At 71.5% G+C, this 12,548-nt stretch carries 13 protein-coding genes; 3 read left to right on the forward strand and 10 right to left on the reverse strand.

What is annotated here, in order from left to right; all coding sequences use genetic code 11:
* Positions 1-108 precede the first annotated feature (108 nt).
* Both AB0I67_RS22675 and AB0I67_RS22680 read right to left on the reverse strand, forming a co-directional pair.
* Positions 109-471, reverse strand: a complete 363-nt coding sequence (locus AB0I67_RS22675) for a hypothetical protein (protein WP_357926791.1) — start codon at positions 469-471, stop codon at positions 109-111.
* 67 nt (positions 472-538) lie between these two features.
* Positions 539-1,360: an NAD(P)H-binding protein gene (locus AB0I67_RS22680; protein ID WP_357926793.1), complete on the reverse strand. Its 822-nt coding sequence runs from the start codon at positions 1,358-1,360 to the stop codon at positions 539-541.
* Between the two features lie 108 nt (positions 1,361-1,468).
* Here AB0I67_RS22680 and AB0I67_RS22685 point away from each other — a divergent pair, with 108 nt between their 5' ends.
* Positions 1,469-2,623, forward strand: a complete 1,155-nt coding sequence (locus AB0I67_RS22685) for a hypothetical protein (RefSeq protein ID WP_357926795.1) — start codon at positions 1,469-1,471, stop codon at positions 2,621-2,623.
* Here AB0I67_RS22685 and AB0I67_RS22690 read toward each other — a convergent pair.
* Entirely contained in the window at positions 2,612-3,262 is a 651-nt protein-coding gene (locus tag AB0I67_RS22690) for a Type 1 glutamine amidotransferase-like domain-containing protein (RefSeq protein WP_357926798.1), read from the reverse strand. The genes AB0I67_RS22685 and AB0I67_RS22690 overlap by 12 nt on opposite strands.
* A 66-nt stretch (positions 3,263-3,328) precedes the next feature.
* Here AB0I67_RS22690 and AB0I67_RS22695 point away from each other — a divergent pair, with 66 nt between their 5' ends.
* A complete protein-coding gene (locus tag AB0I67_RS22695; protein ID WP_357926800.1) occupies positions 3,329-3,538 on the forward strand; it encodes a hypothetical protein in 210 nt (69 codons plus the stop codon).
* 9 nt (positions 3,539-3,547) lie between these two features.
* Here the strand turns inward: AB0I67_RS22695 and AB0I67_RS22700 are convergent, their stop codons facing one another.
* The 7 genes from AB0I67_RS22700 to AB0I67_RS22730 all read right to left on the reverse strand — a co-directional run bounded on the left by AB0I67_RS22700 (position 3,548) and on the right by AB0I67_RS22730 (position 11,338).
* Positions 3,548-4,549 carry a sugar phosphate isomerase/epimerase family protein gene (locus AB0I67_RS22700; RefSeq protein WP_357926802.1) on the reverse strand — a complete coding sequence of 334 codons (1,002 nt, stop codon included), beginning with the start codon at positions 4,547-4,549 and terminating at the stop codon, positions 3,548-3,550.
* Positions 4,546-5,652, reverse strand: coding sequence for a Gfo/Idh/MocA family oxidoreductase (locus AB0I67_RS22705; protein WP_357926804.1), 1,107 nt, complete (start codon positions 5,650-5,652; stop codon positions 4,546-4,548). The genes AB0I67_RS22700 and AB0I67_RS22705 overlap by 4 nt, the downstream gene beginning before the upstream one ends.
* Positions 5,652-6,716 (reverse strand): ABC transporter substrate-binding protein, encoded by a 1,065-nt coding sequence (locus tag AB0I67_RS22710; protein WP_357926808.1) that lies wholly within the window; start codon positions 6,714-6,716, stop codon positions 5,652-5,654. The genes AB0I67_RS22705 and AB0I67_RS22710 overlap by 1 nt, the downstream gene beginning before the upstream one ends.
* A complete protein-coding gene (locus tag AB0I67_RS22715; protein WP_357926811.1) occupies positions 6,713-7,708 on the reverse strand; it encodes an ABC transporter permease in 996 nt (331 codons plus the stop codon). The genes AB0I67_RS22710 and AB0I67_RS22715 overlap by 4 nt, the downstream gene beginning before the upstream one ends.
* Entirely contained in the window at positions 7,705-9,189 is a 1,485-nt protein-coding gene (locus AB0I67_RS22720) for a sugar ABC transporter ATP-binding protein (protein ID WP_357926814.1), read from the reverse strand. The genes AB0I67_RS22715 and AB0I67_RS22720 overlap by 4 nt, the downstream gene beginning before the upstream one ends.
* A gap of 8 nt (positions 9,190-9,197) precedes the next feature.
* Entirely contained in the window at positions 9,198-10,376 is a 1,179-nt protein-coding gene (locus AB0I67_RS22725; protein WP_357926817.1) for an ROK family transcriptional regulator, read from the reverse strand.
* 95 nt (positions 10,377-10,471) lie between these two features.
* The gene (locus tag AB0I67_RS22730) at positions 10,472-11,338 is read right to left on the reverse strand and encodes an SDR family oxidoreductase (protein ID WP_357926819.1); all 867 of its coding nucleotides are present in this window, start codon (positions 11,336-11,338) and stop codon (positions 10,472-10,474) included.
* A 191-nt stretch (positions 11,339-11,529) separates the two neighbouring features.
* Here AB0I67_RS22730 and AB0I67_RS22735 point away from each other — a divergent pair, with 191 nt between their 5' ends.
* Entirely contained in the window at positions 11,530-12,540 is a 1,011-nt protein-coding gene (locus tag AB0I67_RS22735; RefSeq protein WP_357926822.1) for a dihydrodipicolinate reductase, read from the forward strand.
* Positions 12,541-12,548 lie beyond the last annotated feature (8 nt).

A 12,548-nucleotide genomic window follows, 5' to 3' on the forward strand; every position in this document is an offset into this window, starting at 1 on the left:
GAACCCCGCCGCCAACCACCCTCACCACCGCGTGCGCCCCTGAGAACCCCGCCGCCAACCACTCCCACCACCGCGTGCGTCCCCCGAAGGACCCGCCGCCCTGCGACCTCAGCTCGCGTTTCGCAGGCGGTGGGTCTTGCGCTGGGTTTCGTTGCCGGCCTTGTCGTAGGTGACCCACTCGCCGGTCTTCTTCCCCAGGACGAAGACCCCCTCGTCGAGCACCGCCCCGGTGTCGTGCCAGCGCCGCCACGGCCCGTCCTGGACGCCGTCGACGAAGGCCCCGCGCTGGAGCGGCCCGCCGTCCTCCCGGAACCACTCCCACTCCCCGACGAGCTGGCCGGCCTGGTAGCTGCCCCTGGCCTTCACCCGCCCGTTGCGGTAGTAGAACGTCCACGGCCCCTGACGCCGGCCGTCAGGGGCGTAGTCGCCTTCGCCGGAGAGCTTGCCGTCCTTGAAGCGTTCCTCAGCCATGCCGGCGAGCATACGAGCGCCCGCCGACAGTTTCCGTCGTGCCGATCAGCGGCCGATCAGCGGCCGATCAGCGGAAGGACGCGGCGTTCTCCTGCGCCCAGACCGCGAACGAGCGAGCCGGCCGCCCGGTGACCTCCTCGACGGTCGGGACCACCGTGTAGCCGACCTCCGGGGTGTTGCCGAGCGCGTCGATCAGGAACTCGATGGTCTCCGCGCCCATGCCGAACCCGGCCCACATCTCCCGCGCCTGCTCCTCGCTCAGCTCCTCGAAGGTGATCTCCTTGCCCACCGCGGCGGCGAGCAGCTCGACCTTCTCGGTGGTGCGCAACGCCTCGGGACCGGTCAGCGTGTAGGTGCGCCCGCCGTGCCCGCCGTCGGCCAGCACCTTGGCCGCCACCGCCGCGATGTCGCGCTCGTGCACCATCGCGCTGAGCCGGCTGCCGAACGGCTCCCGGATGACGCCCTGGTGGCGCACGCTGTCGGCCCACCACTGGAGCGTGTTGGACATGAACTCCACCGGGTGCAGCAGCGTCCACTCGATCTCGGTCTCGGCGAGCGCCGCCTCCATCTCGCCGTCCTCGCGTCCGCCCAGGACGGTGACCCGCCGCACGCCCGCCTCGGCGAGCAGCTCCACGATGCGCTTGCCGTACGGCAGGGGCGCGTAGTCGTCGCCCGCGAAGTTGATCAGGTGCGCGCCGGTGACGCCGTCGAACACCCCGGCCAGCGTGTCCGGCTCGCCCAGGTCCCCGCCGACGACCTCGACGCACGCGGGCAGCTCGGCCTTGGCCGGGTTCCGGGTCAGCGCCCGCACCTGGTGACCGGCTTCGAGCAGCTCGGCGACGACGAGGCGGCCGACGGTCCCGGTGGCGCCGGTGACGAGGAAGGTCATGATGTCTCCTACAGATCCTTGCGGAACGGAACGATTGATTCCATTATAGCAGAACGGAACGCTTCATTCCAGTGAAAGTTGTCGGCACCGACCCGTAAGGTGCCGCGCATGACGGCCTGGATCCCGATCCGCCACCGGATCATCGCCCGCGACCCCCACGGCGTGGCCGGCCTGGTGCTCGCCCTGTCCCCCGAAGACCGCACCGAGGTCGCCCGCCACCTGCCCGCCCTGCGCGACGAGCTGAACGAGGCCGACCCGGACGCCTGGGGAGACGAGGACAACGAAGGCGGGGACGGCATCGGCGGTCACGGCGCGGCCCTGCGTGTCGCGGGTGCGGGCGCGCTGCCGGGCCCGGCCGCGGTGGCCGCCTGGCTGACGCGGCGGGAGTTCGTCGCGCACTGGAGCGAGGAGATGGCCCCGGTGATCCGCGTCCTGACCGCCCGGCCCGCCGCCTGGCAGGCCGACCTCGCCACCCGCCTGACCCGGAAGATCGGCCGCGCCGACGACCGCAACGCGGCCCCGCTGGCGCTGGCCCTGCTGCGGGCCTGCGGCGCACCGCCGCCCGAGCACGACCCCCTGGTGGCCGCCTGGCTCCGCACCCGGCCCTCTCTCGACGACCCCCTGTTCGCGCCCCTGCTGCCGCGGATCTTCGAGGCCGAAGGGGCCGGGCGGGCCTTACGTTCCGATCGCGTGGCCGGCCCGTTGCTGGCCCTGCTCCCCCAGGCGTCGGCCAACGGCCGGGTCTCCCGTGCCGCCCTCCTGGACGGCTGCCTCGGCCGCTTCCTGCGCGGCGGCGCGGAGATCGACCTGCGCTTCTTCATCCGGCTGCACCAGGCGCTCGCCCCCACCCCGGAGGAGGCGGCCGAGCGCCGGCGCGCCTACGTGGGCCTGCTGCCCGGCGGTCCGCCCGCGGTCGCCGCCCTTGCCCTCAACCAGCTCGCGCAGGCCGGCCCGCTGGAGCCGGACCAGGCCGTGGAGGCCACCGCCGCCCTGATCTTCCGGCCCGAGGCGCGGCTGGCGCTGGAGGGTCTGCGCCGGCTCGAACGGGGGCTGCCGCACGGCGTCGACCTGGCTCCCGCGCTGGCCGCCGCCTTCGGCCACGCCTCCTACGAGGTGCAGGGCCGGGCGGCCAGGATCGCGCTCAGGCACGCCGAGGTCTTCGCGTCCACCGCCGCGGTCATCCTTGAGGGGGCGGCGCTGCTGCCCGCCGCGCTCGCCGTCCGCGTCCACAGCACGTACGGCAAGCCGTACTCAGATCAGTGACATCTCAGTGCCCCTGACGACCAGGGCCTGGCCGTCCCGGAGCGTGCGGTGGGGCACGCCGTCGCGCCGGTAGGCCGCCGCGACGGCGTTCAGCGCGGCCGACTCCGGATGTCCCGGGGAGTCCACGTGCGGGACGAAAGCGAAGTCGAGAATCCCCAGCCCCGCCCAGACCACCGGCTCGCCGTACGCCGCGGGCACGACCTCCGCGTCGTCACACGCCTCCAGCCCGCGCAGGCTGGGCGCCAGCACGCACGGGCCGGCGCTGTACCCGGCATAGACCAGCGCGTCGGCCCGGATCAGCGCGGTCAGCGCGGCGTCGGCCCCACTGCGCGCCAGGGCGTACCGCAACATGAACACGTTCCCGCCCCGCACCCACACCACCGGAAAGCGCGCGAGCTCGGCGGCCACCGCCCTACCCGGCCGGTCGAAGAAGTCGCGCAGATCGAGCTCGACCGCCCGCAACCCCAGCGCCGCCAGCGCCGTGACCTCCCGCTCGACCCCCGCCACCCGCTCCGCCGGAGGCTGGGCGTCCATGGCGTTGGCGATCACGGCCACCTCGCCCGAGGCGCGCCCGTCCAGCAGGTCCAGCAACGCCTCCGGGTGCTCGCCCATCCGGAACGAGGACAGATACATCCGCATGCCCAGACCCTACGGCGAGCCGGCCGGTAGGGCCGGTCGCGCGACCCGATCACCGGGAGGACGGCTGTGATTGTCGACTTCCGCACCTACCACCTGCAGCCCGGCTCGCTGGACGAGCACCGCGAGCAGGAGGAGGCGTTCTACGGCAGCGCCGCCTGGCGGGAGGGTCCCCGCGAGGCGGTCGTGTCCCGGATCGAGAGCTACCACTCCATAGTGCTCGACCTCCCGGAAGAGGCGGCCCGGGTCTTCCAGCGCGACTGGCCCGTCACCCCCTGAGGGTGCGGGTCAGGAGGAGAAGGCCGCGTCGAAGGCCGCCGTCGGCGGGGTGATGGCGTTGAGCTTGCGGATGTAGGCCAGCGCCTCGGGCGCCCCGTCGAGCCGGTCCATCCCGGCGTCCTCCCACTCGATCGAGATGGGCCCGGTGTAGCCGATCTGGTTGAGCGCGCGGAAGCAGTCCTCCCAGGGCACGTCGCCACGCCCGGTCGAGACGAAGTCCCAACCCCGCCGCAGGTCGGCCCAGGGCAGGTGGGACGACAGCCGGCCCCGGCGGCCGTCGCCGACGCGCACCCGGGTGTCCTTGCAGTCGACGTGGTAGATCCGGTCGGCGAAGTCGAGGATGAAGCCGACCGGGTCGAGGTCCTGCCAGACCATGTGGGAGGGGTCCCAGTTGAGGCCGAAGGCCGGGCGGTGGCCGATGGCCTCCAGGGTGAGCTTCGTGGTGACGTAGTCGTAGGCGATCTCCGAGGGGTGCACCTCGTGCGCGAAGCGGACGCCGACCTCGTCGAAGACGTCGAGGATGGGGTTCCAGCGGTCGGCGAAGTCCTGGTAGCCCGCCTCGACCATCGAGGCCGGGACCGGCGGGAACATCGCGACGGTGTGCCAGATGGAGGAGCCGGTGAAGCCGACGACCGTGTCCACGCCCAGGGCGGCGGCGGCGCGGGCGGTGGTCTTCATCTCCTCGGCGGCGGCCTGCCGTACCGACTCGGGGTCTCCGTCACCCCACAGGTGCGCGGGCAGGATGCCCTGGTGGCGGGCGTCGATGGGGTGGTCGCAGACGGCCTGGCCGACGAGGTGGTTGGAGATGGCCCAGACCTTGAGCCCGTACTTGTCGAGCTGGGCCCGCTTGGCGCGGACGTAGCCGGGGTCGGCGGCGGCCTGCCGTACGTCGAAGTGGTCGCCCCAGCAGGCGATCTCCAGGCCGTCGTAGCCCCACTCGGCGGCCAGCCGGCACACCTCGTCGAAGGGCAGGTCGGCCCACTGTCCGGTGAAGAGCGTGACTGGTCTCATGAAATCTCCCGGTAGGCGCCGTCGCTCTGCTCGACCGCCTCCAGCACCCGCTGGACGCGCAGCCCGTCGGCGAAGGACGGGGTGGGGTCGGCGCCGGCGGCGATCGCTTCGAGGAAGTCCTTGATCTCGTGGGTGAAGGTGTGCTCGTAGCCGAGGCCGTGGCCGGGCGGCCACCACGCGCCCACGTACGGGTGCTCGGGCTCGGTGACCAGGACCCGGGCGAAGCCCTGGCCCTCGTTCACCCACAGCTCGTTCATCGCCTCGAAGTCGAAGGCGAGCGAGCCGAGCGAGCCGTTGACCTCGATGCGCAGGGCGTTCTTGCGCCCGGTGGCGAAGCGGGTGGCCTCGAAGGTGCCCAGCGCCCCGCCCGACAGCCGGGCGACCCAGGCGGCGGCGTCGTCCACGGTGACCGGGCCGGTGCCGGAGCCGTCGGGCAGCGGGCGTTCGCGGACGAAGGTCTCGGTGAGGCCGGTGACGCCCACGATGTCCTGGCCGACCAGGAACTGAGCGGTGTCGATGATGTGGGCGCCGATGTCGCCGAGCGCCCCGGACCCGGCCAGGTCCTTCTGCAACCGCCAGACGAGCGGGAAGTCGGGGTCGACGATCCAGTCCTGGAGGTACTGCGCGCGCACGTGCCGGATCTCGCCCAGCCGCCCGTCGGCGATGATCTGCCGGGCGAGGGCGACGGCCGGGACGCGCCGGTAGTTGAAGGCGACCATCGACCGGCCGGTCGACTTCGCCGCCGCCTCGACCATGGCCTCGGCCTCGGCCACCGTGTTGGCCAGCGGCTTCTCGCACAGCACGTGCTTGCCGGCGGCCAGGGCCGCGACGGCGATCTCGGCGTGGGAGTCGCCGGGCGTGCAGATGTCGATGATGTCGATGTCGTCGCGCTCGATCAGCGAGCGCCAGTCGGTGGCGTGCTCGGCCCAGCCCAGGCGGTCGGCCGCGGCCCGGGCCGCCTCCTCCGACCGCCCGCAGACCACCCGCATCGCGGGGGCCACGGGCAGGTCGAAGAAGGCGGTCACGTTGCGCCAGGCCTGGGAGTGCACGCGCCCCATGAACGCGTAACCCACCATCCCCACGCCCAGCGTCCTGTCAGTCATCAAGATTCGAACCCCAGAGGCAGGTACTTCTCGACGTTGTCCTTGGTAATGGTCTCGGATGCGAGGGTGATTGACTGCGGAACCTGGTTTTCCACCAGGTCGCTCATCCCCTTGCCCTGCGCGATCAGCCGCGCGAGCTTGATCGCGGAGGAGGCCATGGTGGGACTGTAGGTGACGGTCGCCTCCAGCACCGAGCCGCCGCTCTGGATCTCCCGCATGGCGTTGGCCGAACCGGCGCCGCCGACCATGAAGAACTCCTTGCGCCCCGACTCCTTGATCGCGGCCAGCACGCCGACGCCCTGGTCGTCGTCGTGGTTCCAGAGCGCGTCGATCTTCTTGTGCGCCTGGAGCAGGCTGGTGGCGACCTGGTTGCCCGTCTCGACGGTGAACTTGGCGTCCTGCTTGGCGGTGACGCTGAAGCCGTAGGTCTTGAGCGCGTCCTCGAAGCCCTTGCTGCGGTCCTGGGTCAGCGGCAGCGTCGCGATGCCCTGGATCTCGACGATCACCGGGTTGGTGACGCCCTTGTCCTTGAGCTTCTTGCCGACGTAGTGCCCGGCGGCCACGCCCATGCCGTAGTTGTCGCCGCCGATCCAGGTGCGGTAGGCGAGCTTGTCGGGGAAGATCCGGTCCAGGTTGATCACCGGGATGCCGGCGGCGGTGGCCTGCAGCGCCACCTGGTTGAGCTGCTGGCCGTCGTTGGGCAGCAGGACCAGCGCGGCGACCTTCGCCTGGATGAGCGACTCGACGGCCGAGATCTGCGCGTTGATGTCGTTGGTCGGCTCGACCGGCTTGAACTCGATGTCGGGGTACTGCTTCGCGGTCGCCTCGGCGTTCTTGGCGATGGCCGCGATCCAGCCGTGGTCGGCCGCGGGGGCGGAGAAGCCGATGACGACCTTCTGGCCCGGCTGGTCGTTGCCGGTGGCGGCGGCGGCCGGCGCGGTGGTGTTCTGTGCCGGTTGCGGCTGGGCGGCGGGCTCGTTGCTGGTGCAGGCCGAGACTAAGGCTCCGGCGCCGAGTACGGCTCCGCCGACCAGGAAGCCCCTGCGCGCGACGTTCTCTTTCATGGTGACCGCTCCTTGAGGTTCCGCCGCTGGAGAAGGACGGCGATGACGATGATCAGACCCTTGGCGATCAGCTGATCGCTGGTGTTGAGCCCGTTGAGGATGAAGAGGTTGGTGATCAAAGTGAAGATCAGCAGCCCGAGGATCGAGCCGATGATGGTTCCCCGTCCCCCGGTCAGCAGCGTGCCGCCAATGATGACCGCGGCGATCGCGTCCAGCTCGTAGAGGTCTCCGTGGGTGGAGGAGCCCGTGGTGGTCCGCGCCATGATCAGTACCGCGGCGATGCCGCAGCACAGTCCCGACAGCGCGTAGAGCAGCATCGTGTGCCGCCTGACGTTGATGCCCGCCAGCCGGGCGGCCTCCGGGTTGCCGCCGACGGCGTAGGTGCGGCGGCCGAAGGTGGTGCGGTTGAGCACGACCCAGCCGACCGCCACGACCAGCGCGAAGATGTAGACCAGCAGCGGGATGCCCAGCAGCCGGGTGGTGGACAGCTCGACCAGGGCGGAGTTGTCGGGGTGGACGAGCTGGGTCTTGCGGTCGGACATGCGCTGGGCCAGGCCGCGGGCGGCGACCAGCATCGCCAGGGTGGCGATGAAGGGCACGAGCCGGCCGTAGGAGATCAGCAGCCCGTTGACCAGTCCCGCGCCGGTGCCCACCAGGACGGCGCAGATGACCATGACGACCGGCCCGGAGCCCTCCAGCTCGAGGACGTCCTGCCCGAAGGTCTGGGTCGCCAGCGTGGTGGCCCAGACCGAGGCCAGGGCCATGATCGCGCCGACCGACAGGTCGATGCCGCCGCCGATGATCACGAAGGTCGCGCCGACCGTGATGACGCCGATGGTGGCCGCCAGCGACAGGATGCTGACCAGGTTGGAGGTGGTGGCGAAGCTGTCCGGGACGGTGACGAGGCCGACGACGGCCAGCAGGACGATCGCGACGACCAGCCCGAGATGCCTGGCTTGCCCCAGGTCGGCGAAGACGCGCCTGGCGTTCATGCCCGCGCACTCCCTTCCATGATCATATCGAGGACGGCGTGCTCGTCCAGGTCGGTCGCGGCGCCCTCGTGGATCAGCTCGCCCTCCCGGATCACCAGCACCCGGTCGGCCAGGCCGAGCACCTCGGGCACCTCGCTGGAGACCAGGAGCACGCCGATGCCCTGGTCGGCCAGTTGCCTGATCACCGCGTACAGCTCGGCCCGCGCGCCGACGTCCACGCCGCGCGTCGGCTCGTCGAGCAGCAGCAGCTTGCGCGAGCCGAGCAGCCAGCGGGCCAGGACCGCCTTCTGCTGGTTGCCGCCGGACAACGTCTTGATCGGGCGTTCGGGGTCGGCCGGGCGGATGCCGAGGGCGTCGGTCAGCCGGTCGGCCTCGGCGCGCTCGCGGGCGCGGTCCAGCCAGCCGAACCTGGCGAACTCCGGCAGGCTGCCGAGGGTGATGTTGGCGGTGACGCTCTGGTCGAGGAGCAGTGCCTGGCTCTTGCGCTCTTCGGGGGCCAGGCCCATGCCCAGGCGCACGGCGTGCTGCGGGCCGCTCCGCCGTAAGGGGCGGCCCTCGAAGTGCACGCGGCCGTGCGGGCGGCGCGCGCCGTACACCGCCTGGAGGATCTCCGAGCGGCCGGACCCGACCAGCCCGGCCAGGCCGACGATCTCGCCCGCCCGCACCGAGAACGACACGCCGGGGCCGGTCAGGTCCTCGACCCGCAGGACCTCCTCGCCCGGCGGCCCGGCGCCGCGCGGTGGGAAGACGTACTCCATGGTGCGCCCGGTCATCAGCGAGACCAGCTCGCCGGTCGGGGTGTCGGCGGCCAGGCCGACGGCGACGGCCCGGCCGTCCTTGAGCACCGTGACGCGGTCGCCGATCTCGCGGATCTCCTCCAGCCGGTGGGAGATGTAGACCACGGCCACGCCCTGCTCGGTCAGCTCCCCGATGATCCGGAAGAGGTTGGCCACCTCGTCGTGGGCCAGGGCCGCCGAGGGCTCGTCCATGACGATCAGCCGGGCGTCGTGCGAGAGCGCGCGGGCCATGCTGACCACCTGCTTGGCGGCGGCCGGCAGCCGGCCCACCTCGGTGGTGGGGCGGATCTCGGGGTGGCCCAGCTTGCTCAGCACCTCCGTGGCCGCCCTTGCGGCGTGGCCGCGCCGGGTGAAGCCGAAGCGGGCGTGCTCGTGGCCGAGGAAGATGTTCTCGGCCACGCTGAGCCCGTCGACCAGGTCCAGTTCCTGATAGATGGTGGCGAATCCCAGCCGGAGCGCCTGGTGCGGGTTGGCGGGGCTGATCGGCTCGCCCTGGAAGACGATCTCGCCCTGGTCGGGGCGGTGCACGCCGGCCAGGATCTTGATCAGCGTGGACTTGCCCGCTCCGTTCTGCCCGAGCAGGCAGTGCACCTCGCCGGCGCGGACCTCGAGGTCCACCCCGTCCAGTGCCCTGACCCCCGGGAACTCCTTGACGATCCCCCGCATGCGTAACAGCTCAGCCATGCTCTGTCCTAGGCGTTGACGAGGCGGTTGACGTTTCCCGGTGACAGGTAGTGCTCGATCGCGAGGATGCCGGCGCCCAGCGCCGCCGCGTCCTCCCCGGTACGGCTCGGCACGATGGTCAGGTGGTGCGTGGCCAGCGGCAGCGACCGCCGGTAGACGGTCTCCCTGATGCCGGCGAGCAGGTGGTCGTGGACCCTCGCCAGCACGCCGCCGATGACGATGGCCTCGGGGTTGAAGAAGTTGACCAGCCCGGCCAGGACCTCGCCGATCAGCCGGCCGCCCTCGCGGACCAGGCGCAGCGCCTGGGTGTTGCCGCTCTGCACGAGCGCCACCACGTCGGCGCCCGATTCGGCGTCCAGCCCCAGCTCGCTCAGCCGGCGCGCGATGGCCGCGCCGCCGGCGACGGCTTCCAGGCAGGCGCTGTTGCCGCAGCGGCAGCCGGCGTCCTCGTGGCCGCTCACCCGGATGTGCCCGATGTCGCCGGCCGAGCCCTGCGCGCCGCGGTGCAGCCGGCCCTCGGCCACGATGCCGCAGCCGATGCCGGTGCCGACCTTGACGAACAGGAGGTAGTCCAAGTGCGGGAAGGCGTTGCGGTGCTCGCCGAGCGCCATCACGTTGACGTCGTTGTCGACCAGTACGGCGGTGCCGGCGAAGAACTCCGGGATGGGGTAGTCGTTCCAGCCGGGCATGATCGGCGGGTTGTTGGGCCGGCCGGTGGCGAACTCCACCGGGCCCGGCACGCCGATGCCCATGGCCTTGAGCGACTCGCGCGAGCGTCCCACGCTCGCCAGCAGCTCGCTGACGCGCCGCTCGACGTGGGGCAGGATCACCTCGGGGCCCTCGGCGATGCTCAGCGGCTCCTGGTGACCGGCGACGACCTCGCCGGTCAGGTCCATGACGGTGATGCGGCAGTGGGTGGCGCCCAGGTCGACGCCCGCCACCGCGTTCTCCTCGGTGTGCAGGCGGAGCTGGCGCGGGGGGCGGCCGCCGGTGGACTCGCCGCCCTGCGTCTCCTCCACCAGTCCGCATTCGATCAGCGCGTCCACCCGCTGGGCGATGGTGGATCTGGCCAGTCCGGTGATCCTGGCCAGATCCGATCGCGTGGTGGCGGAACCCGCGCTGATCAGTGTCAGAACGTCGCCGGCCGAGCCGGGCAGCGGACGTTCCTCCCCTGAGGTGAGGCTCATGCCGCGACCATAACGGCACATTTACAGCCTAATCAAGGGATCTTTCGCGGATATCCGCCAGACTTATGTCGATCGTTGGAGTAAGCCGGTCACGATCAGAGCATCGCCTTCATCGAGTCGGCGGCGGTGAGCACGTAGGGCTGCTCGGCCATGATCGCCTCCCAGCCTGCGGCGATGTCCTCGGGCGACTCGGCCCGCGCGCCCGGTCCCTCGGCCACGAAGACCCGGGCGATCCGGCCGCCGCCCACCGAGAAGACCTCGCCCGAGGCCGCGCAGTCCTCGTGCGCGAGGTAGGCGACCAGCGCGGAGACCCGCTCGGGGGTGAACCTGCTCTCGAACTCGGCCGGCAGCAGCGACTCGGTCATCCGGGTCCAGGCGATCGGCGCGATGGCGTTGGCCTTGATCCCGTTGCGCGCGCCCTCGATGGCCAGGGTCTTGGTGAGGCCGACCAGGCCCATCTTGGCGGTGGAGTAGTTGGCCTGGCCGAAGTTGCCGAACAGGCCGGCCGGGCTGGAGGTGTTGACGATCCGGCCGTAGCCCTGCTCCTTGAGGTAGGGGTAGGCGGCCCGGCTGACCAGGTAGGAGCCGCGTACGTGCACGGCGAGCACCGAGTCGAACTCCTCGACCGTCATCTTGCCGAACGACTTGTCGCGCAGGATGCCCGCGTTGTTGATGACGATGTCGACCCGGCCGAAGGCGTCGATCGCGGCCTGGACGATGGCCTCGGCGCCCTGCGGCGAGGCCACGTTGTCGGGGTTGGCGATCGCCTCGCCGCCGTTCTTCCTGATCAGCTCGACCACCTCGGCGGCCGGGCCGGCCGAGGCTCCCGTGCCGTCCAGCGCGCCGCCGAGGTCGTTGACGACCACCTTCGCGCCCCGCTCGGCCAGCAGCAGCGCGTGCGCCCTGCCCAGGCCGTGCCCACCGCCGGTGACGATCGCGACCTTGTCCTCGAACCGCAACATGCAACCCTCCGAAGCCCGTGCCGAAAGAGAACATCATTCTAGTACGGGCCCTGATCGTTGCGGATAGTGATCGGGCACCTCTTTCTCTGCTAGAGTTCTGGACCCCCGCAAAGGGGCGGGCGCGCCCCTTTACCCCCGTCGGGGCTGGAGGACTTATGCCCTTCCGCGTGGTCCAGTGGGCAACTGGCGCCGTGGGCCGATATGCCCTGCGTGACATCCTGGCCCGGTCCGATCTCGAACTGGCCGGCGTCCTCGTCTACGACCCCGACAAGATCGGCGCCGACGCCGGCGAGATGCTCGGGATGCCGCGCGCCGGGGTCGCCTGCACCGACGACCTCGAACAGATCCTCGCCCTCGACGCCGACTGCGTCCTGCACATGCCGCTGCCCGCCTCCTACTTCGGCGGCCACCTGCACAACGACCTCGAGACCATCTGCGCGCTGCTGGCCAGCGGCAAGAACGTCATCACCACCACCGGCTTCGTCTACCCCAAGTCGTACGGCGCGGCCGTCGTGGAACGTATCGAGGCCGCCTGCGCCCGGGGCGGCAGCTCGCTGCACGGCACCGGCATCAACCCGGGCTTCATGAGCGACTACCTGCCGCTCGCCCTCACCGGCCTGTCCAGCCGCATCGACCACCTCTACGTGCGCGAGTCCTCCGACTTCCGCGGCCACCCCTCGCGGCAGATCGTCGTCGACCTGATCGGCTTCACCCGCTCGGCCAAGGACTACACCGCCGCGGTGCGCCCCTACCGCGCCTTCCAGCGCGCTCTCTTCGCCGAGAGCGTCGAGCTCGTCGCCGACGCGCTCGGTGTCACCCTCGACGAGGTCGAGGAGACCGACGAGTTCGAACTCGCCACCGAGGAGTTCGAGATCGCCGCCGGGCTCGTCCGCGAGGGCACGGTGTGCGCCTCCCGGTGGATCTTCTCCGGGCTGGTCCGCGGGCGGCCCTTCATGACCATCGAGTGCGTCTACAAGGCCGACTCCACCAAGGTCGAGCGCTGGGCCGAGCCCGGCTTCACCATCCACATCGAGGGGGTGCCGCAGATGACCCTCAAGGTGGAGGAGGTCTCCCACGGCCTGGCCGCGGCGGCGGCGCACGCCGTCAACTCGGTGCCCGCGGTCGTCGCGGCCCCGCCGGGCATCCACACGCTGCTCGACCTGCCCCTGCCCACCGGCCGGGGCACCGTCCGCCTGGCCTGACCCCTTTC

The organism is Nonomuraea sp. NPDC050310, assembly GCF_040655795.1.
Taxonomy (GTDB): Bacteria; Actinomycetota; Actinomycetes; order Streptosporangiales; family Streptosporangiaceae; genus Nonomuraea.

Bases quoted from the DNA above. Each gene is read 5' to 3' on its own strand.
- AB0I67_RS22675 (WP_357926791.1), bottom strand. From the start codon at position 471: ATGGCTGAGGAACGCTTCAAGGACGGCAAGCTCTCCGGCGAAGGCGAC.
- AB0I67_RS22725 (WP_357926817.1), bottom strand. From the start codon at position 10,376: ATGAGCCTCACCTCAGGGGAGGAACGTCCGCTGCCCGGCTCGGCCGGC.
- AB0I67_RS22720 (WP_357926814.1), bottom strand. From the start codon at position 9,189: ATGGCTGAGCTGTTACGCATGCGGGGGATCGTCAAGGAGTTCCCGGGG.
- AB0I67_RS22700 (WP_357926802.1), bottom strand. From the start codon at position 4,549: ATGAGACCAGTCACGCTCTTCACCGGACAGTGGGCCGACCTGCCCTTC.
- AB0I67_RS22705 (WP_357926804.1), bottom strand. From the start codon at position 5,652: ATGACTGACAGGACGCTGGGCGTGGGGATGGTGGGTTACGCGTTCATG.
- AB0I67_RS22685 (WP_357926795.1), top strand. From the start codon at position 1,469: ATGACGGCCTGGATCCCGATCCGCCACCGGATCATCGCCCGCGACCCC.
- AB0I67_RS22690 (WP_357926798.1), bottom strand. From the start codon at position 3,262: ATGCGGATGTATCTGTCCTCGTTCCGGATGGGCGAGCACCCGGAGGCG.
- AB0I67_RS22680 (WP_357926793.1), bottom strand. From the start codon at position 1,360: ATGACCTTCCTCGTCACCGGCGCCACCGGGACCGTCGGCCGCCTCGTC.
- AB0I67_RS22710 (WP_357926808.1), bottom strand. From the start codon at position 6,716: ATGAAAGAGAACGTCGCGCGCAGGGGCTTCCTGGTCGGCGGAGCCGTA.
- AB0I67_RS22730 (WP_357926819.1), bottom strand. From the start codon at position 11,338: ATGTTGCGGTTCGAGGACAAGGTCGCGATCGTCACCGGCGGTGGGCAC.
- AB0I67_RS22715 (WP_357926811.1), bottom strand. From the start codon at position 7,708: ATGAACGCCAGGCGCGTCTTCGCCGACCTGGGGCAAGCCAGGCATCTC.